Source organism: Variovorax sp. LARHSF232 (genome assembly GCF_052871435.1).
Window position 1 is genome coordinate 18,700 of the sequence record NZ_JBIXJS010000005.1, and the last position, 24,110, is coordinate 42,809.

The 24,110-nt window shown below is 67.1% G+C and carries 21 protein-coding genes and 2 tRNA genes; 17 read left to right on the top strand and 6 right to left on the bottom strand.

The window, feature by feature from the left end:
• Window positions 1-102: 102 nt before the first annotated feature.
• Entirely contained in the window at window positions 103-2,241 is a 2,139-nt protein-coding gene (locus ACIPRI_RS14325; RefSeq protein ID WP_446622445.1) for a RelA/SpoT family protein, read from the top strand.
• A 58-nt stretch (window positions 2,242-2,299) separates the two neighbouring features.
• Window positions 2,300-2,376, top strand: a tRNA-Val gene (locus tag ACIPRI_RS14330).
• Here ACIPRI_RS14330 and ACIPRI_RS14335 read toward each other — a convergent pair.
• Entirely contained in the window at window positions 2,371-2,592 is a 222-nt protein-coding gene (locus ACIPRI_RS14335) for a hypothetical protein (protein WP_446622129.1), read from the bottom strand. The two genes, ACIPRI_RS14330 and ACIPRI_RS14335, sit on opposite strands and share 6 nt — an antisense overlap.
• 6 nt (window positions 2,593-2,598) lie before the next feature.
• Between ACIPRI_RS14335 and ACIPRI_RS14340 the strand changes: the two genes are divergently transcribed.
• Window positions 2,599-3,129, top strand: coding sequence for a DUF421 domain-containing protein (locus ACIPRI_RS14340; protein ID WP_446622130.1), 531 nt, complete (start codon window positions 2,599-2,601; stop codon window positions 3,127-3,129).
• Between the two features lie 125 nt (window positions 3,130-3,254).
• Window positions 3,255-3,518 carry a hypothetical protein gene (locus tag ACIPRI_RS14345; RefSeq protein WP_446622131.1) on the top strand — a complete coding sequence of 88 codons (264 nt, stop codon included), beginning with the start codon at window positions 3,255-3,257 and terminating at the stop codon, window positions 3,516-3,518.
• 21 nt (window positions 3,519-3,539) lie between these two features.
• Here the strand turns inward: ACIPRI_RS14345 and ACIPRI_RS14350 are convergent, their stop codons facing one another.
• A complete protein-coding gene (locus ACIPRI_RS14350) occupies window positions 3,540-5,837 on the bottom strand; it encodes an ATP-dependent DNA helicase (RefSeq protein WP_446622132.1) in 2,298 nt (765 codons plus the stop codon).
• 130 nt (window positions 5,838-5,967) lie between these two features.
• On the opposite strand from ACIPRI_RS14350, the gene ACIPRI_RS14355 reads away from it, so the two are divergent.
• The 3 genes from ACIPRI_RS14355 to rimO all read left to right on the top strand — a co-directional run bounded on the left by ACIPRI_RS14355 (window position 5,968) and on the right by rimO (window position 8,407).
• The gene (locus ACIPRI_RS14355; protein ID WP_446622133.1) at window positions 5,968-6,342 is read left to right on the top strand and encodes a hypothetical protein; all 375 of its coding nucleotides are present in this window, start codon (window positions 5,968-5,970) and stop codon (window positions 6,340-6,342) included.
• 96 nt (window positions 6,343-6,438) lie between these two features.
• On the top strand, window positions 6,439-6,972 hold the full coding sequence (phaR, locus tag ACIPRI_RS14360; protein ID WP_446622134.1) for a polyhydroxyalkanoate synthesis repressor PhaR: 534 nt from the start codon (window positions 6,439-6,441) through the stop codon (window positions 6,970-6,972).
• 37 nt (window positions 6,973-7,009) lie between these two features.
• Window positions 7,010-8,407 carry a 30S ribosomal protein S12 methylthiotransferase RimO gene (rimO, locus tag ACIPRI_RS14365; RefSeq protein WP_446622135.1) on the top strand — a complete coding sequence of 466 codons (1,398 nt, stop codon included), beginning with the start codon at window positions 7,010-7,012 and terminating at the stop codon, window positions 8,405-8,407.
• A gap of 197 nt (window positions 8,408-8,604) precedes the next feature.
• Here the strand turns inward: rimO and ACIPRI_RS14370 are convergent.
• Window positions 8,605-8,689: transfer RNA gene (locus tag ACIPRI_RS14370), tRNA-Leu, on the bottom strand.
• A gap of 72 nt (window positions 8,690-8,761) precedes the next feature.
• Here ACIPRI_RS14370 and rnr point away from each other — a divergent pair.
• Both rnr and ACIPRI_RS14380 read left to right on the top strand, forming a co-directional pair.
• Complete coding sequence (gene rnr / locus ACIPRI_RS14375) at window positions 8,762-11,023, top strand: ribonuclease R (protein ID WP_446622446.1); 2,262 nt, start codon at window positions 8,762-8,764, stop codon at window positions 11,021-11,023.
• Between the two features lie 20 nt (window positions 11,024-11,043).
• Complete coding sequence (locus ACIPRI_RS14380) at window positions 11,044-11,808, top strand: SDR family oxidoreductase (protein WP_446622136.1); 765 nt, start codon at window positions 11,044-11,046, stop codon at window positions 11,806-11,808.
• Between the two features lie 275 nt (window positions 11,809-12,083).
• Here ACIPRI_RS14380 and ACIPRI_RS14385 read toward each other — a convergent pair whose 3' ends face one another.
• From ACIPRI_RS14385 to ACIPRI_RS14395, 3 genes are all read right to left on the bottom strand, one after another.
• Window positions 12,084-13,526 carry an NAD(P)H-hydrate dehydratase gene (locus ACIPRI_RS14385; protein ID WP_446622137.1) on the bottom strand — a complete coding sequence of 481 codons (1,443 nt, stop codon included), beginning with the start codon at window positions 13,524-13,526 and terminating at the stop codon, window positions 12,084-12,086.
• A gap of 15 nt (window positions 13,527-13,541) precedes the next feature.
• Entirely contained in the window at window positions 13,542-14,798 is a 1,257-nt protein-coding gene (locus ACIPRI_RS14390; protein ID WP_446622138.1) for a D-amino acid dehydrogenase, read from the bottom strand.
• 351 nt (window positions 14,799-15,149) lie between these two features.
• Window positions 15,150-16,478, bottom strand: a complete 1,329-nt coding sequence (locus ACIPRI_RS14395) for an amidase (protein WP_446622139.1) — start codon at window positions 16,476-16,478, stop codon at window positions 15,150-15,152.
• A gap of 240 nt (window positions 16,479-16,718) precedes the next feature.
• Between ACIPRI_RS14395 and rpsB the strand changes: the two genes are divergently transcribed.
• The 8 genes from rpsB (at window position 16,719) to rseP (ending at window position 24,105) form a co-directional block, all read left to right on the top strand.
• Complete coding sequence (rpsB, locus tag ACIPRI_RS14400; protein WP_446622140.1) at window positions 16,719-17,474, top strand: 30S ribosomal protein S2; 756 nt, start codon at window positions 16,719-16,721, stop codon at window positions 17,472-17,474.
• Between the two features lie 83 nt (window positions 17,475-17,557).
• Window positions 17,558-18,484 (top strand): translation elongation factor Ts, encoded by a 927-nt coding sequence (gene tsf / locus ACIPRI_RS14405; protein ID WP_446622141.1) that lies wholly within the window; start codon window positions 17,558-17,560, stop codon window positions 18,482-18,484.
• Window positions 18,485-18,559: 75 nt separating this feature from the next.
• The gene (pyrH, locus tag ACIPRI_RS14410; RefSeq protein WP_446622142.1) at window positions 18,560-19,282 is read left to right on the top strand and encodes a UMP kinase; all 723 of its coding nucleotides are present in this window, start codon (window positions 18,560-18,562) and stop codon (window positions 19,280-19,282) included.
• 65 nt (window positions 19,283-19,347) lie between these two features.
• Complete coding sequence (gene frr / locus ACIPRI_RS14415; RefSeq protein WP_446622143.1) at window positions 19,348-19,911, top strand: ribosome recycling factor; 564 nt, start codon at window positions 19,348-19,350, stop codon at window positions 19,909-19,911.
• Between the two features lie 7 nt (window positions 19,912-19,918).
• Window positions 19,919-20,653 (top strand): polyprenyl diphosphate synthase, encoded by a 735-nt coding sequence (gene uppS, locus ACIPRI_RS14420; protein WP_446622144.1) that lies wholly within the window; start codon window positions 19,919-19,921, stop codon window positions 20,651-20,653.
• An 18-nt stretch (window positions 20,654-20,671) separates the two neighbouring features.
• Window positions 20,672-21,517 carry a phosphatidate cytidylyltransferase gene (locus tag ACIPRI_RS14425; protein WP_446622145.1) on the top strand — a complete coding sequence of 282 codons (846 nt, stop codon included), beginning with the start codon at window positions 20,672-20,674 and terminating at the stop codon, window positions 21,515-21,517.
• Window positions 21,514-22,707 (top strand): 1-deoxy-D-xylulose-5-phosphate reductoisomerase, encoded by a 1,194-nt coding sequence (gene ispC, locus ACIPRI_RS14430; protein WP_446622146.1) that lies wholly within the window; start codon window positions 21,514-21,516, stop codon window positions 22,705-22,707. Before ACIPRI_RS14425 ends, ispC begins: the two co-directional genes overlap by 4 nt.
• Window positions 22,708-22,734: 27 nt before the next feature.
• The gene (gene rseP / locus ACIPRI_RS14435; protein WP_446622147.1) at window positions 22,735-24,105 is read left to right on the top strand and encodes an RIP metalloprotease RseP; all 1,371 of its coding nucleotides are present in this window, start codon (window positions 22,735-22,737) and stop codon (window positions 24,103-24,105) included.
• The last annotated feature ends 5 nt before the right edge of the window (window positions 24,106-24,110 follow it).

A 24,110-nucleotide genomic window follows, 5' to 3' on the forward strand; every position in this document is an offset into this window, starting at 1 on the left:
AAGGATTTGGTAGCAGTACGTTCGCAGCAGCAGGGCTCTCCCGCCGGCGCCGACATCAATGAAACCGCACTGTCGGCGGCCACCGCCGAGCGTTCTCCGGTCATGGAGAACATGCTGGCGCGCGCGCGTGCATTTGCCGAGCCGCTGATCGCCGGCGAGACGCTCAAGACCGGCGAGAACACGCTGGCCCATGCCGATGCGGTGGCTGCCATCGTCGAGCGCATGGGAGGCTCCGAGGCCATGCGGGCCGCCAGCTATCTGGTGTATTCCTGCCAGCACCTGAACCGGCCGCAGGAAGTGATCGCCAAGGTGTTCGGCCAGAACTTCGCCTTGCTGGCGGTGGAGACCACCAAGCTGGTGCAGGTGCAGGAGCAGGCGCGTTCGGCCACCGGCGCCGGCCACCTGCTGGAAGGCGTGGGCACGCAGACCGAGAACGTGCGCAAGATGCTGCTGGCCTTCTCGCGCGACCTGCGGGTGGTGATGCTGCGCCTGGCCTCGCGTCTGCAGACCCTGCGCTACGCGGCCTCGGTTAAGCAGCCGGTCGCCGAGAGCGTGGCACGCGAGTCGCTGCTGGTGTTCGCGCCGCTGGCCAACCGCCTGGGCATCTGGCAGGTGAAGTGGGAGATCGAAGATCTCTCCTTCCGCTTCCTGGAGCCCGAGACCTACAAGCTGATCGCCCAGCTGCTCGAGGAAAAGCGCGCCGAGCGCGAAGGCTACGTCGAGCAGTTGCGCCAGGGCCTCGAGTCGCAGCTGCGCGAGGAAGGCATCCAGGCCAACGTGCAGGGGCGGCCCAAGAACATCTACAGCATCGTCAAGAAGATGCGCGGCAAGTCGCTCGACTTCGCCCAGGTCTTCGACATCATGGCGCTGCGCGTGATCGTGCCCGACGTGAAGGATTGCTACGCGGCGCTGGCCTGGGTGCACTCGCACTTCCAGCCGATCGACGAAGAGTTCGACGACTACATCGCGCGGCCCAAGCCCAACGGCTACCAGTCGCTGCACACGGTGGTACGCGAGCGCTTGAATGGCACCGCCGGCAAGCCGATCGAGATCCAGATCCGCACCGAGGAAATGCACGACCATGCCGAGCACGGCGTGGCCGCGCACTGGGCCTACAAGGAGGCCGGCACCAAGGGCTACGCCGGCGTGTGGGCCGGCGGCGAGTACGACGCCAAGATCGCAGTGCTGCGCCAGCTGCTGGCCTGGGAGCGCGACCTGTCCGGCGGCGAGCAGGGCAAGGGCCTGTTCGACGACCGCATCTACGTGCTCACGCCCGACGCCGCCATCGTCGAATTGCCGCAAGGCGCAACGCCGGTCGACTTCGCCTACAGCGTGCACACCAGCCTGGGGCACCGCTGCCGCGGCGCGCGGGTGGACGGCGCCATGGTGCCGCTCAACACGCCGCTGCAAAACGGCCAGACGGTGGAGGTCATCGCCGCGAAGGACGGGGGGCCCTCGCGCGACTGGCTCAATGCCGAGCTGGGCTACCTGGCCAGCCACCGCGCGCGCGCCAAGGTGCGCGCCTGGTTCAACGCGCAGATCACGCACGAGACCATCGCGCGCGGCCGCGAGGCAGTCGAGAAGCTGTTGCAGCGCGAAGGCAAGACGGCGCTGAAGCTGGATGACCTCGCATCGCGGCTGGGCTTCAAGTCGGCCGACAACCTGTTCGAGGTGGTGGGCAAGGACGAGTTTTCCCTGCGCAACATCGAGAACCTGCTGCGCCCCGCCGAGGCGCCGCCGGCGGACGACGGCGTGCTCATCAAGAAGTCGCGCGGCAGCGAGAAGTCATCCAGGAGCGGCGTGCTGGTGGTGGGCGTGTCTTCGCTCATGACGCAGCTGGCCAAGTGCTGCCGGCCGGCGCCGCCCGATTCGATCGGCGGCTTCGTCACGCGCGGCCACGGGGTGAGCATCCATCGGGCCGACTGCAGCAACTACCGCACGATGAGTGCCAACCACCCCGAGCGCGCCATCGAGGTGGAGTGGGGCGCGCCCAAGGGCGAGCAGGGCGCGGTCTATGCGGTGGACGTTTCGGTGGAAGCCAGCGACCGCCAGGGGCTGCTACGCGATATCTCCGACGTGTTCGCGCGCGAGAAGATGAACGTGATCGGCGTGCAGACGCAGTCGGTGAAGGGCACTGCGTGGATGACCTTCACCATCGAGATTGCCGACGCCACGCGGCTGTCGCAGGTGCTGGGCGTGGTGAAGGCGGTGCCCGGCGTGCGGTCGGCCCGTCGACGCTGACTGAGAAGCTGAGCGCGCAAAAAAGTTTGCTACAATCTCATCTTTCGGAAAAACGCTTAGGCGCGTAGCTCAGTTGGTTAGAGCACCACCTTGACATGGTGGGGGTCGGTGGTTCGAATCCACTCGCGCCTACCAAGCCTTTTTTGAAAGCACATCCAAGGACTCCGCAGCCATGCCGAGTCCTTTTTTGTTGCCGTCATTCTTGCCGCGTTTCTTGCCGCGTTTCTTGCCGCCTTTCTTGTCGCCTTTCTTGTCGCCTTTCGCCGCAATGCCCTGTCGACGCGGCGCGGGCCGACAGCCGAACGGGCGTCCGTCCGAAGTGCCGCCGCCGCCCGCTTCTCCTACGCTCACGGGACGATGGCGGAGCTTCTCGACCTCTTCAGGCTGGACTACCCGATCTGGCAAATGATGCTGCGCGGGACCGTGGTCTACATCGCCCTGTTGCTGGTGTTTCGCTTCTTGCTGCGCCGCGATGTCGGGTCGATGAGCGTGGCAGACCTGCTCTTCGTGGTGCTGGTGGCGGACGCTTCGAGCAATGCCATGCAGGGCGGCTACCACGGCATTGGCGATGGACTGGTCCTCGTCGGCACCATGATTGCCTGGAACTACGGGCTCGACTGGCTGGCCTTTCGCAGCGAGCTCATGTCGCGACTGCTCGATGCGCCGCCAGAGGTGCTGGTCCGGCACGGCCGTCTGAACCGGCGTGCCATGCGGCGCGAACTGATCAGCGAAGACGATCTGCTCGGCAAGTTGCGTGAGCAAGGCGTCGAGAGCCTTGACGAAGTGCGCGTCGCACGGCTGGAAAGCGACGGCAATCTCTCGGTGTTCAAACGCGACGCGCATTCACGCGGCCGACCTCCGCCGGCGCGTCCACCAGCCGCGCGCTGACGCCCGCGGTGTGCTCAGCGCGGGTCAGGGGGTGCAGGCGCTGACAAGCTCTCCTGGAGGCGCGTCCACCATGTGATCCACCATGGGACAGGCGGGGCCGGCGCGACTGGTGCCGGCGGTCCCGGTTGCTGCTCGATTCGGCGTTGACGTGCGCGCCGTCGGCATTCGACTTCCAGGGCGTGCGCCACGCCGAAGGCAGCGCGTACGCCGCGCGAGGCCTGAGCGCGCCACAGGCCGGCAAGTTGATCCAGTTCCTCGTCGTGCAGCAGGGCCAGTTGCTGCGGTGTGGGTGGAGCAATCATGTGCTGCGGCGGAGGAGGGCGGGGATGCGCTCAGTTTCACGGTGCTGGCCCGAGACGCTCGTGCTGCGCAGCCCCGTCTTGGCGTAGGACCCTTTCCCGCGCTCGCTCTCATGCGCGCGTTGCCTGCGGTCGCCACCAGGCGGGCAGCAGCCGCGCCACTTCCGGGCGGGCGAAGCGCTCGTCCAGCAGCCACAGCACGCCCTCGTCGCTTTCGCTGCGGATGACGCGGCCCGCGGCCTGCACCACCTTGCGGATGCCGGGGTACAGGTAGGTGTAGGCATAGCCATCGCCGAAGCGCTCCTGCATGCGTTCGCGCATCAGCTCATGCAGCGCGTCGTGCTGCGGCAGGCCCAGCGTGGCGATGAAGGCGCCCACCAGCCGATCGCCCGGCAGGTCCACGCCCTCGCCGAAGATGCCGCCCAGCACCGCAAAGCCGATGCCCTGGCCGCCGGCTCGAAAGCGCGCCAGGAAGGCTTCGCGCTCGCCCTGGCCCATGCCGCGCCGCTGCTGCCACTGCACGATGGCCGGGTGCCTGGCCGCCAGCGCGTTGGCGGTCAGCGCCAGATAGTCGAAGCTGCTGAAAAACGCCAGGTAGTTGCCCGGGCGGCGCGCGAACTGCGCCGCCATGAGGTCGACCAGCCGCGTGAGGGAGCGGCGCCGATGCTCGTAGCGTGTCGACAGCTTGCTCGCCAAGAGCACCTGCAGTTGCTTCTCGCCGAAGGGCGATTCGATGTCCACCATGGCGGTGTCCTTGGGCAGCCCCAGGGTGTCGCGATAGAACTCGAAGGGCGCCAGCGTTCCCGAGAAGCACACGGCGTTGCGCGCCGCGGCAAAGCGCGGTCGCAGGAAGGGCGCCGGGATCAGGTTGCGCAAGGCGAGTTGCCGGGCGCCGTCGGCCGCGGGCGTCAGGTCCAGCACCGAATGCGAATCGAAGGCTTCGGCCAGGCGGGCGAAATGCAGGATGTCGAAGAAGAGCTCGTGCAGGGGGCCCTTGGCCAGTCGGGGTTGGGCGGCGAAATGCTCCGCCAGGCTGGCCGCCGCATCGCGCACCGTGCGGGTCAGCGCTTCGGGCAAGTCGTCCGAGATGGGGGCATGCCGGGACGCGGCTTCGGTGCGTTGCCACTGCGCTTGCAACTGCCCGAGCGCGCGGCGCACGGGCAGCGGTGGCCGCATGGCCAGCGCCGGGCCGAAGGACGATTCGCTCAGCGTGGCCGAATACATGGCCCGCGCGCGCTCGAGCAGGTTGTGCGCCTCGTCCACCAGCAAGGCCACCTGCCACTCTTCCTCGCGCGCCAGCGCATGCAGGAAGGCGCTGGGGTGGAAGTAGTAGTTGAAGTCGGCCACGACGACATCGGTCCAGCGCGCCATCTCCTGAGCCAGGAAGTAGGGACAGACCTGGTGCTCGATGCCGATCTGGCGCAGGCGCGAGCGCGTCAGCAGCGGCACATCCGCCGCGGCTTGCCGCGCGCCCGGCAGCCGGTCGTAGAAGCCCCGCGCCAGCGGGCAAGCCTCTCCATGGCACGCCGCGTCCGGGTGCAGGCAGGCGGCTTCGCGAGCTTCGATCTCCAGCACGCGCAGTGCACCGGTACCGCCTGCTGCCACGATGTCCCTCAGGGCGTCGAGCGCAATCTCGCGCCCCGGCGTTTTGGCGGTGAGGAAGAAGATCCGGTCGACGCGCTGGTTGGCCTTGGACTTGAGCAGCGGAAAGAGCGTGGCCAGGGTCTTGCCGATGCCGGTGGGTGCCTGCGCCAACAAGTGGCGGCGCGCCGCGCTGGCCTGGTAGATGCGTCGCGACAACTCGTGCTGGCCGGGCCGAAACGACGGCCGTGGAAAGCGCAGCGCTTCCAGGGCCAAAGCCAGGGCAGCGGCGCGGGCGGCTTGCTGGCGGGCCCAGGCCAGGTAGCGGCTGGCCATGCTTTCCAGCCGTTCGCGCAGCACCTGGCGGCTGAGCACTTCTTCGTGTGCTGTTTCCGCTTCGGTGTCGAGGTCCAGGTAGATCACGGCAACCGTGAGGGCCGGCAGTTGCCGCTCTTCACAGAGCATGGCGCCATAGGCTTGCGCCTGCGCCTGGTGCAGCGCGCGCTGGTTCGGCTTGATCGCCTCGACCGGCCCGCGGCAGGTCTTGATTTCTTCCAGGCGCGCAGTCGAGGCGTCGAAGCCGTCGGCGCGTCCGCGCACGCGCAATTCCTCGAAGCGCCAGTGGAGGGCCAGTTCCGCCTGGTAGTCGGCGCCGCGCCGATGCTGGACCAGGCGATGGCCCGCCATGCCCTCCAGGGCGCTGAGCGCCGGCGTGAAGCGAAGATCCAGGTCGCCCGCTTGCGCGGCGAAGGCGCACAGCGCGCGCACCGACACCGTCAGTTCGGTGGCGGTGGCGGCGGGTGCTGCGGCGGACTCGCGGGTGTGCATCCGGAAACTGTACACATATCCAGTGAATCGCATCCGCTGGGCGATGCCCCAAAGATGAATGAATCCGAGGTCAGGCAGCTTGTGTTACCTTGGTTGCCGAAGCTCCTCAATAGAGATTTGCCTTTTGCAGATGATCCAATCCGCCACCGATCCGGCCCCTGAATCCGCACCGCAAGAGCTGCGGCTGGCCGCGCTGATGCGCCAGGCGCCGCTCGAGTTCGCGCGGGTGGTCTACGGGCTCAATGACCGCGCCAGCGGCCGGGCCGACACCATGGCGGCCGAGGACGTGGCGCGGACCGAGCGCCAGGGCGTTCCGGTGACGCGCGAACGGGCCGAACAACGCGCCCGCGCCTACCTGCCGGTGGCTGGCCACGAGCATTGCCCGCGCTGCTGGGTGTTCAATGGCGTCAAGCACCTGCTGGTGTTCCGCGAAGCGAACGAAGAGCGGCCGGAAACCGCCAGCTGCAAAGTCTGCGGGGCCGAGTACGCCTGCACCGTTGACTGAGGGAATCCCGAAGAGGGTAAACCTTGGCGCGGTGCAGCAAAACCGCTCCCTAGAATCGGCCGCGCGCCTCGGCGTTCAACCCTGAAGGAGTTCCTAGTGCAGAGCAAGAAGTCTGGCAGCAAGCCGGCGCAGCGTGTGATCAAGAAGTACCCGAACCGAAGGCTCTACGACACGGAAACCTCCACCTACATCACGCTGGCCGAGGTCAAGCAGCTGGTGATGTCCAAGGCATCTTTCGTGGTGCGCGACGCCAAGACCGGCGACGACCTCACGCGCAGCATCCTCCTGCAGATCATCCTGGAGGAAGAGGCCGGCGGCGCGCCGATGTTCAGCGAGCAGGCGCTGGCCAGCATCATCCGCTTCTATGGCCAGGCCATGCAGGGCTACATGGGCCCGTATCTGGAAAAGAACATCCAGGCCATGACCGAGCTGCAGGCCCAGATGGCCGAGAGCGCCGAGACCCTGTCACCCGAGATGTGGTCGCGCTTCCTCTCGGTGCAGTCGCCCATGCTGCAAGGCCTCATGGGCAACTATGCCGAGCAGTCCAAGAGCGCCTTCAAGCAGCTGCAGGAGCAGATGCAGAAGAACACCGAGCAGGCGCTGGCCGCCTTCGGCATCAAGAAGCCCTGAGCGGGGCGGCCGTCCCGATCCCTGGGACAATATGGGCATGAGCGAAGTTGCCACCCCCGAACGTCTTGAAACCCCCGCCAGCGCACCCAAGGTGGGCTTTGTCAGCCTTGGCTGTCCGAAGGCCTTGACGGATTCCGAGCTGATCCTCACGCAGCTGAGCGCCGAGGGCTACCAGACCTCCAAGACCTTCGAGGGTGCCGACCTCGTCATCGTCAACACCTGCGGCTTCATCGACGATGCCGTCAAGGAAAGCCTGGACACCATCGGCGAAGCGCTGGCCGAGAACGGCCGCGTGATCGTCACCGGCTGCCTGGGCGCCAAGAGTGGGGACGGCGGCGGGAATCTGGTGCGCCAGATGCATCCCAGCGTGCTGGCCGTCACCGGCCCGCATGCCACGCAGGAAGTGATGGACGCGGTCCATGCCAACCTGCCCAAGCCGCACGATCCTTTCGTCGACCTGGTGCCGCCGATGGGCATCAAGCTCACGCCCAAGCACTATGCGTATTTGAAGATCAGTGAAGGCTGCAACCATCGCTGCACCTTCTGCATCATCCCCTCGATGCGCGGCGACCTGGTGTCGCGGCCCGTCGGCGACGTGCTCAAGGAGGCCAAGGCGCTGTTCGAGGGCGGCGTGAAGGAACTGCTGGTGATCAGCCAGGACACCTCGGCCTATGGGGTGGACATCAAGTACCGCACCGGCTTCTGGGACGGCAAGCCTGTGAAGACGCGCATGCTGGACCTGGTGCGCACGCTGGGCGAGATCGCCGAGCCTTATGGCGCCTGGGTGCGTCTGCACTACGTCTATCCCTATCCCAGCGTGGACGAGGTGATCCCGCTGATGGCCGAGGGCCGCGTGCTGCCCTACCTGGACGTGCCGCTGCAGCACAGCCATCCGGCCGTGCTCAAGCGCATGAAGCGTCCGGCCAGCGGCGAGAAGAACCTGGAGCGCATCGCCAAGTGGCGCGAGCTCTGCCCCGAGTTGGTGATCCGCAGCACCTTCATCGCTGGCTTCCCCGGCGAGACGGAAGAAGAGTTCGAGCATCTGCTCGATTTCATCCGCACCGCCGAGATCGACCGCGCCGGCTGCTTTGCCTACAGCCCTGTCAAAGGCGCCACCGCCAACGAGATCCCCGGCATGCTGCCCGAGGCCGAGCGCGAGGCGCGGCGTTCGCGCTTCATGGAAGTGGCCGAAGAAGTGTCGATCGCGCGCTTGCGCCGCCGCATCGGCGCCACCATGCAGGTGCTGGTGGATTCGGCGCCGGCTTTGGGGCGCAAGGGTGGGGTGGGGCGCAGCTACGCGGATGCGCCCGAGATCGACGGCATCGTGCGCCTGCTGCCGCCCGAGAAGATCAGCAAGCAGCTCAAGGTGGGCGAGTTCACCCGGGCACGCGTGGTCGATACCCAGGGTCACGACCTCATTGCGCTGCCGATTTGAACGGTTGCGCGCCGACATGGAGCCCGCTTGCAAGAGCGGGCTTCGAAGCGTCAGCATCGTGTGTCATGATGGCCGCTGCACGAGGGCATTTCTGAGCCCTCGCAGACTCAGAAGCGAAGACGTACCCAATCACATGCTGGTGGCCCCGGAAAACAAAAATCCCCTGCAAACTCTCATTTGCAGGGGATCTTGTTTGGTGGTGCCCAGAAGAGGACTCGAACCTCCACGATGTTACTCGCTAGTACCTGAAACTAGTGCGTCTACCAATTCCGCCATCTGGGCCCGCGTGTTGCTGAGTTAACCTTTCGGTCAGCCCTGCAACGCGTTTTGAATTTCAGGAACGAGAGGAATCATATCAAAAATTTGAGCCACTCCGGCGTTCTGCCGGAAGAAGTTGAAGGAATCGTCCAAGGACACCGCGACGGACACGGTTTCGTGTTGCGCGACGACGGTGAAGCGGACATCTATCTGCCGCCCAACGAGATGCGCGCAGTGCTGCACAAGGACCGCGTCAAGGCACGCGTGGTGCGGCAGGATCGGCGCGGCCGTCCCGAGGGTCGCGTGGTCGAGATCGTCGAGCGTCCCGAGCAGCCCATCATCGGCCGGCTGCTGCATGAAGGCGGTATCTGGCTGGTCGCGCCCGAAGACAAGCGCTACGGCCAGGACGTGTTGATCCCCAAGGGCGCCACCGGTCCCGCCAAGGTCGGCCAGGTGGTGGTGGTGCAACTCACCGAGCCGCCAGCCCTGTTCGGCCAGCCCGCGGGCCGCGTGAAGGAAGTGCTGGGCGAGATCGACGACCCCGGCATGGAGATCGAGATCGCGGTGCGCAAGTACGGCGTCCCGCACGAATTCTCCGAAGCCTGCCTGGGCGAGGCCAAGGCACTGCCCGACAAGGTGCGCGCCACCGACAAGCGCGGCCGCATCGACCTGACCGACGTGCCGCTGGTCACCATCGACGGCGAAGATGCGCGCGACTTCGATGACGCGGTGTATTGCGAGCCGGCCAAGGTCGGGCGCAGCAAGGGCTGGCGCCTGCTGGTGGCCATCGCCGACGTCAGCCACTACGTGCAGACCGGCAGCGCCATCGACATCGATGCGTACGACCGCGCCACCAGCGTCTACTTTCCGCGCCGCGTCATTCCGATGCTGCCGGAGAAACTCTCCAACGGCCTGTGCTCGCTCAACCCCGAGGTGGAGCGCCTGTGCATGGTGTGCGACATGCTCGTCACCGCGACCGGCGAGATCTACGCCTACCAGTTCTATCCGGCCGTCATGTTCAGCCACGCCCGCTTCACCTACACCGAGGTGGCGGCGATCCTGGCCAACACGCGTGGTCCCGAAGCGGCCAAGCGCAAGGATCGCGTCAAGGACCTGATCAACCTGCACGACGTGTACCGGGCCTTGCTGAAGGCACGCTCGGTGCGTGGCGCAGTGGACTTCGAGACCACCGAGACGCAGATCATCTGCGACGACGCCGGCCGCATCGAGAAGATCGTGCCGCGCGTGCGCAACGAGGCACACCGCCTGATCGAAGAAGCCATGCTGGCAGCCAACGTGTGCAGCGCCGACTTCATCGCCGAAGGCAAGCACCCGGGCTTGTTCCGCGTGCATGAAGGGCCGACGCCGGAGAAGAAGGAGATCCTGCGCGGCTACCTGAAGGCCATGGGCGTCGGCTTGAGCATCACCGACGACCCCAGGCCGGGCGAGTTCCAGGCGATCGCCGAAGCCACCAAGGACCGCCCGGACGCGCAGCAGATCCACACCATGCTGCTGCGCTCGATGCAGCAGGCCATCTATACGCCGATCAACAGCGGCCACTTCGGCCTGGCCTACGAGGCCTACACGCACTTCACCAGCCCGATCCGGCGCTATCCGGATTTGCTGGTGCACCGTGTGATCAAGGCCATCCTGGGCAAGACCAAGTACCAGCTCCCCATGCTGCCGACGCCGGGCGAGGCACACGCCAAGCTGGCCAAGCGGCTCGCATCCCGCGTGAAGGCGCCCACGTCCAAGCCGCAGAAGGCCACCGCCGCGCCGAGCAAGGAAGTGCTGGCTTGGGAAGCCGCCGGCCTGCACTGCAGCGCCAACGAGCGGCGTGCCGACGAGGCCAGCCGCGACGTCGAGGCCTGGCTCAAGTGCAAGTACATGCGCGAGCACCTGGGCGAGGAATACGGCGGCGTGGTCACTGCGGCCACCACCTTCGGCATCTTCGTCACGCTGGACGCGATGTATGTGGAAGGCCTGGTGCACATCACCGAGCTGGGCGGCGAATACTTCAAGTTCGACGAGGCGCGCCAGGAGCTGCGCGGCGAGCGCACCGGCATCCGCTATGCCATCGGCTCGCGCGTGCGCGTGCAGGTGAGCCGGGTCGACCTGGACGGGCGCAAGATCGACTTCCGCCTGGTGCGCGAAGGCGAGGAGCTGACCAGCCGCGCGCTCAAGGACAAGGGTCTGCCCGGCCCCTCCGGCGTGCCCGTCAAGGCCGCCGACAAGCGCTCGGGCCGCAAGAAGAGCGAAGCCTCACGCTCGGCACAATCGCCGATCCAGGCCTTGCGCTCGGCCGTGAAGAAGGCCACCAGCAAGATGAAGGGCAAGGGGCGCACGGCGCGCCGCTAAAGCAATGGAGATTGAGCTAGATGAGTGAAGCAAATCCGAAGGGCCGCATTGCCATCGTGACCGGCGCCGGCAGCGGCATCGGCCGGGCAGCGGCGCTGGCCCTGCTGGCCGACGGCTGGAGCGTGGCGCTGGCCGGGCGCCGCGGCGAGCCGCTGGAGGCGGTGGCGAAGGAATCGGGTGCCGGCGCGCGCGCGCTGGCGGTGCCGACCAACGTGGCCGATCCGGCGTCTGTGCAGGCGCTGTTTGCCGCCACGGTGGAGAAGTTCGGCCGCGTCGACCTGCTGTTCAACAACGCCGGCGTCGGCAACCCGCCAGGGCCCTTCGAGGACTGGACGCCCGAGCAGTGGAAGGGCGTGGTCGACATCAACCTGAACGGCATGTTCTATTGCATCCAGCAGGCCTTCCGCACGATGAAGGCGCAGAGCCCGCGCGGCGGCAGGATCATCAACAACGGCTCGATCTCGGCCAGCGCGCCGCGCCCCAATTCGCCGGCCTACACGTCGACCAAGCACGCGGTGCAGGGCCTGACCAAGACGGCCTCGCTGGATGGCCGCAAGTACGACATCGCCGTCGGCCAGATCGATGTGGGCAATGCCATGACCGAGCTGGCTGCGCGCATGGCCAAGGGCGTGCCGCAGGCCAATGGCGAACTGGCGATCGAGCCGCTGATCGACGTCGCCATCGTCGGCCAGTCGGTGCTCTACATGGCCAATCTGCCGCTAGAAGCCAACGTGCTGTTCCACACGGTGATGGCCACCAAGATGCCTTTCGTGGGCCGCGGCTAGGGCCTGTTCACACTACTTACGGAGATCGCGTTGGCCTGCATTGGGGCTGGATGCAAGGCGCCTGCGCACAGCAATGCTGAAGCATTGCAAGCGCGGGCAACGCCGCAGACGGCCCCAATGCGGGCCAACCCGAAGGGAAGGCATGCCAAAGCGGCCAACTCCGCGTTGCACGCCTTGTGTGTGCCGACGCACACGCGGCGTCGTGCGCCTTGATTTGTCCGCTTTGGCATGCCTTCGCGACTCCGTAAGTAGTGTGAACGGGCCCTAAGGCCGCTTCAGCGTGCCGCCAGGGCGCTGGCGGTAAGCGGCCGTTGCGCTGGCCAACCATCGGCCAGCGCGCCGTGGCGCCAGACCGCGCCGCGCGCCGCGGCCAATGCATCCTGGCCTTGCGCGAGCGCCGCGCCGATCATTCCGGCCAGTACATCGCCGGTGCCGGCGCTGGCCAGGCGCGCGTTGCCGCTCAGGTTGATGAAAGGCGCCGTGCCGGGCGCGGCGATCACCGAGCCCGAACCCTTGAGCACGGCCACCGAATCGAAGCGCGCCGCCAGCGCGCGGGCGGCGGCCAGCCGGTCCGATTGAACGGCGGCAGTGTTGCTGCCCAACAGGCGCGCCGCTTCCAGTGGATGCGGCGTCAGCACCGTCTGCCAGCCGCGCCGTGCGCGTGCGGCAAGCTGGACCTGCAGCGAACTGTCGGCCGCGATGGCGTTCAACGCGTCGGCATCGAACACGGCGCCCGGCGCCGACGACAACACGCGCGCCAGCAACTTGCGCACGGCGCTGCCGCCGCCACAACCGCAGACCACGCAGAGCTGGCCGAGGTCGAGCGCATCGGTGTCGCGGAACATCAGTTCGGGCTGCACCGGCGAGAGGGCTGGCTGCGCCTTGTCCAGCAGGGCCACGAAGACGCGGCCCGCGCCGCCATGCAGCGCCGCGCTGGCCGCGAGCAAGGCGGCGCCGGCCATGCCCGGCGCGCCGCCGATCACGGCCACGTCGCCAAAGCTGCCCTTGTGCGTGGCATGGGCGCGTGCCTGCGTGATGGGCGGCACGTTCAGGCGTGCGCTTGGCGCTTCGTTGCTGCCGGGCGTGCAGCCCAGGTCGTCGAACCAGATTTCGCCGGCGGCATCGCGGCCCCGGGCGGTGAACAGGCCAGGCTTGAGCGTGAGCAGGCTAATGCAGTGGCGGGCGCTGCCGTGGCCCAGGTCCATCGCCTGCGTGCCGGTGTCGGCCTGCAGACCCGAGGGCAGGTCGACGCTCAGCACCGGCACGCCCGAGCCGTAGATTTGCGCCAGCCATTGCGCCATGGTGCCGGTCGGCGCTCGCGTGGCGCCCAAGCCGAGCAGGGCATCGATGGCCAGCTCGAAATGCGCGGGTGCCTCGGCACCGACATGAACCCCGGCGGCGCGGGCGCGCTGCAGGGCATCGAGCGCATCGGCCGGCAGTCGAGCCTCGTCGCCGGCAAAGCTGACGCGCGCCTCGAAGCCGCGCACCTGGAGCTGCGCCGCGGCCTCGAAGCCGTCGCCGCCGTTGTTGCCGGGACCGCAGGCGATCCAGATGGTGCGGGCATGCGGCACCAGAGCCATGGCCAGTCGCGCCACCGCGGCGCCGGCGCGTCGCATCAGCGTGTGCGCCGGCAACTGCGCGGCGCAGGCCTGTTCGATGCGGCGGCTGGCGGCCATGTCGAACAGGTCGGGACTGCTGTGGGCGGTGATGCGCTGCATGGTTGTGGGTTGACTTTAGTCCTGCAGCAGGCGCTCGACGCCCAGGCCCTCGAGGTCGATACCGGGATCCTGCCCGGCGATCAGGTCGGCCAGCACCCGTGCGCTGCCGCATGACAGGGCCCAGCCGCTGGAGCCGTGGCCCAGGTTGAGCCAGATGCCCGGCACGCCGCTGGCGCCGAGCACCGGTGGGCCGTCGGGCAGCATGGGGCGCGCGCCTTTCCATTGCTGCACGCCCTGCTTGAGCGTGACCGCGCCCGGAAACCAGTCCTGCAGCACCTTGTAGAGCGTGTGCAGGGCGGCTGGGTTGATTCGCTCTCGCGTGCCGCCCAGTTCGGCGCCACCGGCCACGCGCACCCGCATGCCCAGGCGCGAGATCGCGACCTTGTAGCGCTCGTCCATGACGGCGCTGCGTGGTGCATTGAGCGCTTCGCGGATGTGAGCGCTGATCGAATGGCCATAGACCGGCGCCAGCGGAATGCGCAGGCCCAGCGGCCGCAGCAGATCGGCCGAGGCCAGGCCTGCGCAGACCACCACCGCATCGAATTCCAGCGCCGGCGAGCCGCCCGCCAGCGTGAGCGAGCGTGGCGCCGCTCGGCTGAGGGGCGCGATATCGCAACCGAAGTGGAACTGCACGCCCAGCGATTCCGCCTCGCGCTTGAGCAGCATGGCGAACTGGCGGCAGTTGCCGACCTCGTCGTCCGGCAGATAGATGGCGCCGGCCAGCTCGGTGTCGGTGTTCAGGGCCGGCTCGATCTGGCGCGCCTCGTCGGCGTCGATCTCGCGGAACTTGGTGCCGGCGGTGCGCAGCACCTCCAGCCCGGCCTGCACCAGCTTGCGCTCGCGCTTGCCGCGCAGCAGCACCATGTAGCCTTCGCTGCGGTCGTACTCGAGCTCGCGCGCAGCCACGATGTCGTGCAGGCGCAGCCGGCTGTAGAAGGCCAGGCGCTGCAGGCGGGCGCGGTTCTGCAAATAGGCCTCCAGCGAGCAGGCGCGCTGGAATCGGGCCATCCAGCGCAGGTCGCGCGCAGACAGGGGCCAGCGCAGCTTGACGGCGCCGTGGGTGGAAAACAGGGAGCGCAGCGCCTTGGCGCGCATCCCCGGCGCGGCCCAGGGCGTGACGTAGCCAGGTGCGACCACCCCCGCGTTGGCGAAGCTGGACTCCTCGGCAGCCGCGTTGTGGCGGTCGAACACGGCCACCTCGTGGCCGTCGACTGCAAGTTCCCAGGCGGTGGTGACGCCGATGATGCCGGCGCCCACGATCGCGATTTTCATTGGACGGATTTCTTGACTGAAGGCGAGCGTTTCCTGCTCGCGGATGAAGGCTTCCGAGCATAGACGAGCGCAGGCTCCGTGCCGGCGCGTTTCGGCGTGGAGGCCGGCCGGGCTGCAGACCGCAGCGAGGGGATTAGGGCCTGTTCACACCATTTACGGGGATCGCGTTGGCCCGCATTGGGGCCGGATGCAAGGCGCCCGCGCGCAGCAATGCTGAAGCATTGCAAGCGCGGGCAACGCCGCAGACGGCCCCAATGCGAGCCACCCGAAGGGAAGGCATGCCAAAGCGGCCAACTCCGCGTTGTCCGCTTTGGCATGCCTTCGCGACCCCGTAAATAGTGTGAACAGGCCCTAGCTGCTTTGCAGGCGCTGCTCGATCTGCAAGGCGATGCGCAGCACGCTGTCGTCACGCAAGGCCGCATGCCAGAGCATGAGGCCGACGGGCCGCTCGCCCGGCGCCTGGCAGGGCAGGGAGATGGCGCAACCGTCCAGCATGTTGACGACCGAGGGGTTGCGCAGCAGCAGGCCGTTGAGTGCGAAGAAGGCCGCGTCACGCTCGGCGCCCGGCGCCACGCCGGCGATGGGCGGCGCCGTGACCGGCACGGTGGGCGAGAGCACCCCGTCAAAGTCCGCCAGGGCGGCTTCCATGCGTGCGATCCAATCCGCACGGGCGCGCAGCAGGTCGATGTACTCGAAGGCCTTCATATCCGCGCCCTTGCGGATGCGCTGCGCGACGCGCGGGTCGTAGCCGGCCACGCTGCGATCCAGTAGCCGGCGGTGCCAGGCATAACTTTCCGCGGCGGAGAAGCCGCCGGAGGCGTTGATGGCGGGCAGCTCGCCAAGCAGCGGCAGGGAAATCTCCTCGATCTGGGCGCCGGCATCGCGCAAGCTGCGCAGCGCCCCGTCGAAGGCGCTGGCGACGGCCGGCTCCAGAGCATCCTGGAAGAGCTCCTTGGCAACGGCGAAGCGGCATTCCGGCAAGGGCCGGGCAGCAGGCGCCACCTGGCGCGCCGCCAGGATTTCGTGCACGGCGATGGCATCGCGCACCGAGCGCGTCATGGCGCAGACCGTGTCGAGCGTGGTCGACAGCGGCAGCGCGCCCTGCGTGGGCACTAGCCGCGCCGTGTTCTTGAAGCCGACGATGCCATTGAGCGCGGCCGGAATGCGGATCGAGCCGCCAGTGTCCGAGCCCAGGCCGACAAAGGCCGCGCCGGCTGCCACCGATACCGCCGCGCCGGAGGAAGAGCCGCCGGGCACGCGCGGCGTGTCGGTCACGGCTGCGTTGGCCGGTGTTCCGAGGTGCGGATTGACCCCGACGCCCGAGAAGGCGAACTCGGTCATGTTGGTCCGCCCGATCACCACGCCGCCCGCGGCGCGCAGCCGCGCCACGGCCGTGGCATCGGCGCTGGCGGCCGGCGCGTGCGCCAGCACCGTCGAGCCGGCCGGCGTGGGTTGGCCGGCCATGTCGAACAGGTCCTTGACCGAGATCGCGAGGCCGGCCAGCGGCAGATCGGGGCGGGCGCCTGCGGCGGCCGCGAGGGCTTCGTCGAACATTGCCCGGGTGAAAACATGCTTGCAGGCAGGCGACTGCGCAATGTCCACGCAGCGCGCCATTTCGCCGCCTGCGCTGCGCTGGCCGGCCCGAATGGCGTCGCGGATCTGGATGAGGTCTTCTTGCATAGGTCGACAGAGTACAAGAAGGCCGAAGCGCAAGGGGCGCGTGCTATACTCTTTGGGTTTCGCTGATTGCGTGATCCATCAAAATCTGGCAAGAAATTGACAGGCATCCGATAGGGGCGCAAAAAGGCAAGAAACACATCCGCAAACCAGCCCACTCAAGGTGTTGCGTTCCTCCTCGAGCAAAGTCGAGCGAGGCGCAAAACGGGCCGGATTTTAGACATAACCTTTGGAGTAATTTCAATGTCGACCACCATGCGCGAAATGCTGGAAGCCGGTGTCCACTTCGGTCACCAAACCCGCTTCTGGAACCCCAAGATGGCTCCGTTCATCTTCGGCAGCCGCAACAAGATTCACATCATCAACCTGGAAAAGTCGCTTCCGATGTTCCAGGACGCGATGAAGTACGCCAAGCAGCTCACCGCCAACCGCGGCACGATCCTGATGGTCGGTACCAAGCGCCAGGCTCGCGAGATCGTTGCCGCCGAAGCGCGCCGCGCCGGCGTGCCTTTCGTCGACACCCGTTGGCTCGGCGGCATGCTGACCAACTTCAAGACGGTCAAGACCTCGATCAAGCGCTTGAAGGACATGAAGGCCCAGCAGGAAGGTGGCCTGGACAGCCTGAGCAAGAAAGAGCAGCTCACCTTCACCCGCGAAATCGAGAAGCTCGAGAAGGACATCGGCGGAATCCAGGACATGACCGCGCTGCCCGACGCCATCTTCGTGATCGACGTGGGCTTCCACAAGATCGCCGTGGCCGAAGCCAAGAAGCTGGGCATCCCGCTGATCGGCGTGGTGGACTCCAACCACTCGCCCGAAGGCATCGACTACGTGATCCCCGGCAACGACGACTCGTCCAAGGCCGTCACGCTGTATGCCCGCGGCATCGCCGACGCCATCATTGAAGGCCGCGCCAACGCCGTGACCGATGTTGCCAAGGCCGTGTCCGAAGGCTCCGGCGACGAATTCGTCGAAGTCGAAGAGGGCGCCTCGGCCTGAATTGCTCCCCCTGGAGCGTGAAGAAGGGGCTTCGTTGCCCCTTTTTTTTAATCTGAATACTTGAAGTTACGGAGATCTAGAAAATGGCAGCAATCACCGCAAGCATGGTTGGCGAACTGCGCGCGAAGACCGACGCGCCCATGATGGAGTGCAAGAAGGCGCTGACCGAAGCCGACGGCAACATGGAGAAGGCCGAAGAGCTGCTGCGCATCAAGCTGGGCAACAAGGCAGGCAAGGCATCCTCGCGCATCACCGCTGAAGGCGTGGTGGCGGCGTACGTCGACGGCAACGTCGGCGGCATGATCGAGATCAACTGCGAAACCGACTTCGTTACCAAGAACGACAGCTTCATGGCCCTGGCCAAGGCGGCTGCCGAACTGGTGGCCAAGAACAACCCGGCCGACATCGCGGCCCTGGGCGCGCTGCCCTACGAGCAGGACGGCTTCGGCCCGACGCTGGAAGACGTGCGCAAGGGCCTGATCGGCAAGATCGGCGAGAACATGAGCTTCCGCCGCTTCAAGCGTTTCGCTTCGGGCGCCAAGCTGGCTTCGTACCTGCACGGCACCCGCATCGGCGTGCTGGTCGAGTACGAGGGCGACGACTCGGCCGCCAAGGACGTGGCCATGCACATCGCCGCCATGAAGCCCGTGGCGCTGTCCACCGCCGACGTCTCGCCCGAGCTGATCGAGAAAGAGCGCGCCGTGGCCGCAGGCAAGGCCGAAGAAGATCGCAAGGCTGCCGAAGCCGCTGGCAAGCCGGCCCAGTCCGCCGAAATCGTCGCCAAGCGCGTCGAGGGTGCGGTGCAGAAGTTCCTGAAGGAAGTCTCGCTGTACAACCAGGCTTTCGTGAAGAACGACAAGCAGACCGTGGAAGCCATGCTCAAGGGTGTCAATACCCAGATCAAGAGCTTCACGATGTTCATCGTGGGCGAAGGCATCGAGAAGAAGGTCGACGACTTCGCCGCCGAAGTGGCTGCGCAGGTCGCCGCCGCCAAGGGCGCCGCTGCCTAAAAAAAGACGCCGCGCTTGCGGCGTCTCTTGATTCCATCCCCCTAAAATCCGCCCGCCACATTGAAGGAAATGCCCATGCCCCAAGCCCGCCCAGCCCACAAGCGCATCTTGTTGAAGCTGTCGGGCGAGGCGCTGATGGGTGACGACGCCTTCGGCATCAACCGCGCCACCATCGTGCGCATGGTCGAGGAAGTGGCCGAGGTGGTGAACATGGGTGTGGAAGTCGCCGTCGTGATCGGCGGCGGCAACATCTTCCGCGGCGTGGCCGGCGGTTCGGTCGGCATGGATCGCGCCACCGCCGACTACATGGGCATGCTGGCCACGGTGATGAACGCGCTGGCCCTGGCCGATGCCATGAACAAGCAGGGCCTGACGGCCCGCGTCATGTCGGCCATCGCCATCGAGCAGGTGGTCGAGCCCTATGTGCGCCCCAAGGCGCTGCAATACCTCGAAGAAGGCAAGGTGGTGGTGTTTGCCGCCGGCACCGGCAACCCCTTCTTCACGACCGACACGGCAGCCGCCCTGCGCGGCGCCGAGATCGGGGCCGAGCTGGTCCTGAAGGCGACCAAGGTCGACGGCGTCTACAGCGCCGATCCCAAGATGGATCCGGAAGCAACGCGCTATTCGACGCTCAGCTTCGACGAGGCGATCGCCAAGAACCTGGGCATCATGGATGCAACCGCCTTCGCGCTCTGCCGCGACCAGAAGCTCCCGATCAAGGTGTTCTCGATTCTCAAGAACGGCGCCCTGCGGCGCGTCGTCATGGGCGAGGACGAAGGCACGCTGGTGCATGCCTGAGACAAAATGATGGGCCCCCGCCGCCATGCAGGCGGCGCGGCGGCTGTCTTTCAGGAACCCTAGAGATGACCACTATTGCCGAGATCCGCAGCGCGACCGACGTCAAGATGAACCAGTCGCTGGCTGCCTTTCAGAACAACCTGACCAAGATCCGCACCGGCCGCGCCAACCCGGCACTGCTGGACACGATCCACGTCGAGTACTACGGCTCCGCGGTGCCGCTGAGCCAGGTTGCCAATGTCTCCCTGCTCGATTCGCGCACGATCAGCGTGCAGCCCTGGGAAAAGGGCATGGGCGCCAAGATCGAGAAGGCCATCCGCGAGAGCGACCTGGGCCTCAACCCCGCCTCCATGGGTGATCTGATCCGCGTGCCGATGCCGCCGATGAGCGAAGAGCGCCGCAAGGAGATGACCAAGCTGGTGCGCAACGAGGGCGAGAGCGCCAAGATCGCTACCCGCAACCTGCGCCGCGACGCCAACGACGCGGTGAAGAAGCTGGTCAAGGACAAGCTCGCGTCCGAAGACGACCAGAAGCGCGCCGAAGCCGAGATCCAGAAGACGACCGACCGCCACATCGCCGAGATCGACAAGCTGGTCGCGGCCAAGGAAGCGGAGATCATGGCCGTCTAGGCCTGCTATGAGCGCCCACGCAGCGATGCCCCATCACATCGCCATCGTCATGGATGGCAACGGTCGCTGGGCGACCAAGCGCTTTCTGCCGCGCGTGGCGGGGCACAAGCAGGGGGTGGAGTCGCTGCGCCGTTGCGTCAAGGCCTGCGTCGCCCGCGGCGTGGGCGTGCTGACCGTGTTTGCCTTTTCGTCGGAGAACTGGAATCGTCCGGCCGATGAGGTTTCAGGCCTGATGGAGCTGATGGTGCTGGCCCTGGGGCGCGAAGTGCCTCGCCTGTGCGAGGACGGCGTGCGTCTGCACTTCATCGGCGAGCGCGGCGGGCTGTCCGACAAGATCGCGGCCGGCATCGCGCAGGCCGAGGCCGCCACGGCCCACAATACGCGCCTCGTCTTCAACGTCTGCTTCAACTACGGCGGCCGCTGGGACATCGCGCAAGCAGCAGCCCGGCTGGCGCAGCAGGGGCAGCCGATCAACGAGCTCAGCCTCGACCGCGCCATGGCCCTGGCCCACGTGCCCGACCCCGATCTTTTCATCCGTACCGGCGGCGAGCAGCGCCTGTCGAACTTCCTGTTGTGGCAGAGCGCCTATTCGGAGCTCTTCTTCAGCGACAAGATGTGGCCGGAGTTCGACGAAGCCGCGCTGGACGAGGCCATTGCCGCCTTCCAGGCGCGCGAACGGCGCTTCGGCAAGACGTCGGCGCAGGTGGCTTCCCCCGACACGCGCAAGCTGCGGACGGCCTGAGCCAGAGCCTAGGCCCTAATGCTCAAGCAACGCATCATCACGGCCGCGGTCTTGCTGGCCATCCTGCTGCCCGCGCTCTTCTATCCCTCCTACATCCCCTTTGCGGTCGTGATGCTGGTGCTGATCGGCGCGGCGGCCTGGGAATGGGGCCGGCTGAACGGCTGTGGCCCGCGTCTGTCGGTTCTTCTGGGCCTCGAGGCGGTGGCGCTGTGCGCTTTGTCCTGGTGGTTGGGTTTGCTGCAGCAGTCGCTGCCCGTGGTCTGGATCCTGGCCGGTGGCGCCTGGGTGCTGGGCGGCGCGCTGATGCTGCGCGCCGGCGTGGCAGGCTGGCCCACGGTGCCGCGAGCGGTGCGCCTGGTTGGCGGCCTGCTGGCCCTTTGGGTGGCCTGGCTGGCGGCGGTGCAGGCGAGGGTGGTGGGCATCAATTTCCTGCTGTCGGTGCTGGTGCTGGTCTGGGTGGCGGACGTGTTCGCCTATTTCTCCGGCCGTGCCTTCGGCCTGCGCTTCACGCGCGGCAAGCTGGCGCCTGCCATCAGTCCCGGCAAGAGCTGGGAAGGGGTGTGGGGCGGCGTGGCCGGGGTGCTGGTGCTGGCCCTGGCCTGGGGCTGGGCCGACCGCGCGGCCCAGGCCGACGTTGCCAGTCTCTACTCGCGCCTGATGGCGCGTGGCTGGTGGCAATTGCCGCTGGGCGTGCTGTTTCTGACGATGATGAGCGTGGTCGGTGACCTGGTCGAGTCGCTCATCAAGCGCAGCGCCGGCGCCAAGGACAGCAGCAATCTGCTGCCCGGCCATGGCGGCGTGCTCGACCGGGTGGATGCACTGTTGCCAACCCTTCCTCTTGCCATGATGCTGGCCTTCCTGTGAACCCGACTCCTTCCAAAAAGCGCATCACGGTCCTAGGCTCGACCGGCTCGGTGGGCGTCAGCACGCTCGACGTGATCGCGCGCCATCCGGAGCATTTCGAGGTCTTCGCACTGTCGGCGGCGACGCGCGTCGACGAGCTGCTGGCGCAGTGCGCCCGCTTCAAGCCGCGTTTCGCCGTGATGGCCAGCGCCCCGCATGCGGCACAGCTGGCCGACAAGCTGCGTGCCAACGACATCTCGACCCAGGTGCTGAGCTCGCCCGATGCGCTGGAACGCATCGCCTCGCACGAAGAGGTGGATGCGGTGATGGCCGCGATCGTCGGCGCCGCCGGCCTGTCGCCCTGCATGGCCGCCGCCCGGGCCGGCAAGCGCCTGCTGCTGGCCAACAAGGAAGCGCTGGTGGTTGGCGGCGACCTCTTCATGGATGCGGTGCACCAGGGCGGCGCTTCGTTGCTGCCCATCGACAGCGAGCATTCGGCCATCTTCCAGTCGCTGCCCGAAGATCCGGCCACCTGGCCGCGTCGCATCGACAAGATCATCCTCACGGCCTCCGGCGGCCCCTTCCGCACGCGCGAGCCGGGCAGCCTGGGCAGCGTCACACCGGAGGAAGCCTGCGCCCATCCCAACTGGGTGATGGGGCGCAAGATTTCGGTCGACTCGGCCACCATGATGAACAAGGCGCTGGAGGTGATCGAGGCCCGTTACTTGTTTGGCGTGACGCCGGAGCAGATCGAGGTGGTGATCCATCCGCAAAGCGTCATCCATTCGATGGTGCAGTTCACCGACGCTTCGGTCATTGCGCAGCTCGGCACGCCCGACATGCGGGTGCCCATTGCCTGCGGGCTGGCGTGGCCCGAACGACTGGAAAGCGGCGCCACGCGCCTGGACTTCCGCAGCCTGGCCGCGCTCACCTTCGAGACGCCCGATGCCCGCCTTTTCCCTGGCCTCGATCTGGCCTGGCAGGCATTGCGCGCCGCGCCAGGCACCACCGCCGTGCTGAACGCCGCCAACGAGGTGGCAGTCCAGCGCTTTCTCGACGGCCGGCTGCGCTTCGACCGCATTCATGCAGTGAATCTGGAAACTTTGCAGGCGGTGCAGCCATCCAAGCCCGCATCCCTGGCTGACCTGCTGCACGTCGATGCCGAAGCGCGCCGGGCGGCCGAGGCAGCCGCGCTGCGTCTTGCGGCCTGAGGCGCAACTCCATTCCACCTGGCATCCATGCTGACCGTCATCGCCTTCATCGTTGCCTTGGGTGTGCTGATCGCGGTGCATGAGTGGGGGCACTACCGCGTCGCGGTGGCCTGCGGCGTCAAGGTGCTGCGCTTTTCCATCGGCTTTGGCAAGACGCTCTACCGCTGGCAGCCCAAGCGGCAGCGCCCGGGGCAGGAGACCGAGTTCGTGATCGGCGCCTTCCCGCTGGGTGGCTACGTGAAGATGCTCGATGAGCGCGAGGCGCCGGTGGATCCGCAAGAGCGCCATCGCGCCTTCAACACCCAGCCGCTGCGCTCGCGCGTCGCCATCGTGGCGGCCGGTCCGCTGGCGAACCTGCTGCTGGCGGTGGTGCTCTATGCCACCGTCAATTGGATCGGCGTGGACGAGCCGGTGGCCCGTCTGGCGCGGCCGGTGGCCGCCTCGCTGGCCGAGCAGGCCGGACTGCAAGGTGGCGAACAGGTTCTGCGTGCCGGCTTCGATGGCGAGCTGGAAGCGGTGCAGTCTTTCGAAGACCTGCGTTGGCGCATCACGCGCGGCGCGCTGGAGCAGCGCGACCTGACGCTGGAAGTCGACAAGGACGGGCGCGGCCGCGTGCAGACGCTGGTCCTGCCGCTCGGCGCCGTGGAAGCCAAGGACGCCGACGCCCAGATGTTTCGCCGCATCGGCATCCTGATGCCGCTGACGCGACCCGAAATCGGCGAAGTGATGGCCGGCGGTGCCGCCCAGCGTGCGGGGCTGCAGCGGGGCGACCTGGTGCTGTCGGTCGGCGCCACGGCCATCATCGATGGCCAGCAATTGCGCGAGATCATCCGCGGCTCCATCGACGGCGACCAGCCGCGCGCACAGACATGGCGCATCGAGCGCGCCGGGCAGGTGGTCGAGCTCGAAGTGGCCCCGGAGCTGCGCAGCGAAGGCGCGGCCAAGGTGGGGCGCATCGGCGCCTATGTCGGCGCGCCGCCCGAAATGGTGACGGTGCGTCAGGGTCCGCTGGACGGGCTGTGGCTGGGCGTGGTGCGCACCTGGGAGGTGTCGGCGCTGACGGTGCGCATGATGGGCAAGATGCTGATCGGCGAGGCCTCGCTCAAGAATCTCAGCGGCCCGCTGACCATTGCGGACTATGCCGGCAAGTCGGCCAGCCTGGGCCTCACGCAGTACCTGACCTTTCTGGCACTCATCAGCGTGAGCCTGGGCGTGCTCAACCTGATGCCTCTCCCGGTCCTCGATGGAGGACACCTGATGTATTATCTTTGGGAGGGCCTCACGGGAAAGAGCGTGTCCGACGCATGGATGGAACGACTTCAGCGCGGAGGTGTTGCGCTGCTGCTGGTCATGATGTCGATCGCGCTCTTCAACGACGTGACTCGGCTCTTTGGTTAACTTTC

Coding starts and splice junctions, on each gene's coding strand:
- rpsB (WP_446622140.1), top strand. CDS start 16,719: ATGTCGACCACCATGCGCGAAATGCTGGAAGCCGGTGTCCACTTCGGT.
- rseP (WP_446622147.1), top strand. CDS start 22,735: ATGCTGACCGTCATCGCCTTCATCGTTGCCTTGGGTGTGCTGATCGCG.
- frr (WP_446622143.1), top strand. CDS start 19,348: ATGACCACTATTGCCGAGATCCGCAGCGCGACCGACGTCAAGATGAAC.
- uppS (WP_446622144.1), top strand. CDS start 19,919: ATGAGCGCCCACGCAGCGATGCCCCATCACATCGCCATCGTCATGGAT.
- tsf (WP_446622141.1), top strand. CDS start 17,558: ATGGCAGCAATCACCGCAAGCATGGTTGGCGAACTGCGCGCGAAGACC.
- ACIPRI_RS14325 (WP_446622445.1), top strand. CDS start 103: ATGGAGAACATGCTGGCGCGCGCGCGTGCATTTGCCGAGCCGCTGATC.
- ACIPRI_RS14355 (WP_446622133.1), top strand. CDS start 5,968: ATGATCCAATCCGCCACCGATCCGGCCCCTGAATCCGCACCGCAAGAG.
- ACIPRI_RS14385 (WP_446622137.1), bottom strand. CDS start 13,526: ATGCAGCGCATCACCGCCCACAGCAGTCCCGACCTGTTCGACATGGCC.
- ACIPRI_RS14425 (WP_446622145.1), top strand. CDS start 20,672: ATGCTCAAGCAACGCATCATCACGGCCGCGGTCTTGCTGGCCATCCTG.
- ACIPRI_RS14395 (WP_446622139.1), bottom strand. CDS start 16,478: ATGCAAGAAGACCTCATCCAGATCCGCGACGCCATTCGGGCCGGCCAG.
- ACIPRI_RS14340 (WP_446622130.1), top strand. CDS start 2,599: ATGGCGGAGCTTCTCGACCTCTTCAGGCTGGACTACCCGATCTGGCAA.
- ACIPRI_RS14350 (WP_446622132.1), bottom strand. CDS start 5,837: ATGCACACCCGCGAGTCCGCCGCAGCACCCGCCGCCACCGCCACCGAA.
- ACIPRI_RS14390 (WP_446622138.1), bottom strand. CDS start 14,798: ATGAAAATCGCGATCGTGGGCGCCGGCATCATCGGCGTCACCACCGCC.
- pyrH (WP_446622142.1), top strand. CDS start 18,560: ATGCCCCAAGCCCGCCCAGCCCACAAGCGCATCTTGTTGAAGCTGTCG.
- rimO (WP_446622135.1), top strand. CDS start 7,010: ATGAGCGAAGTTGCCACCCCCGAACGTCTTGAAACCCCCGCCAGCGCA.
- ACIPRI_RS14380 (WP_446622136.1), top strand. CDS start 11,044: ATGAGTGAAGCAAATCCGAAGGGCCGCATTGCCATCGTGACCGGCGCC.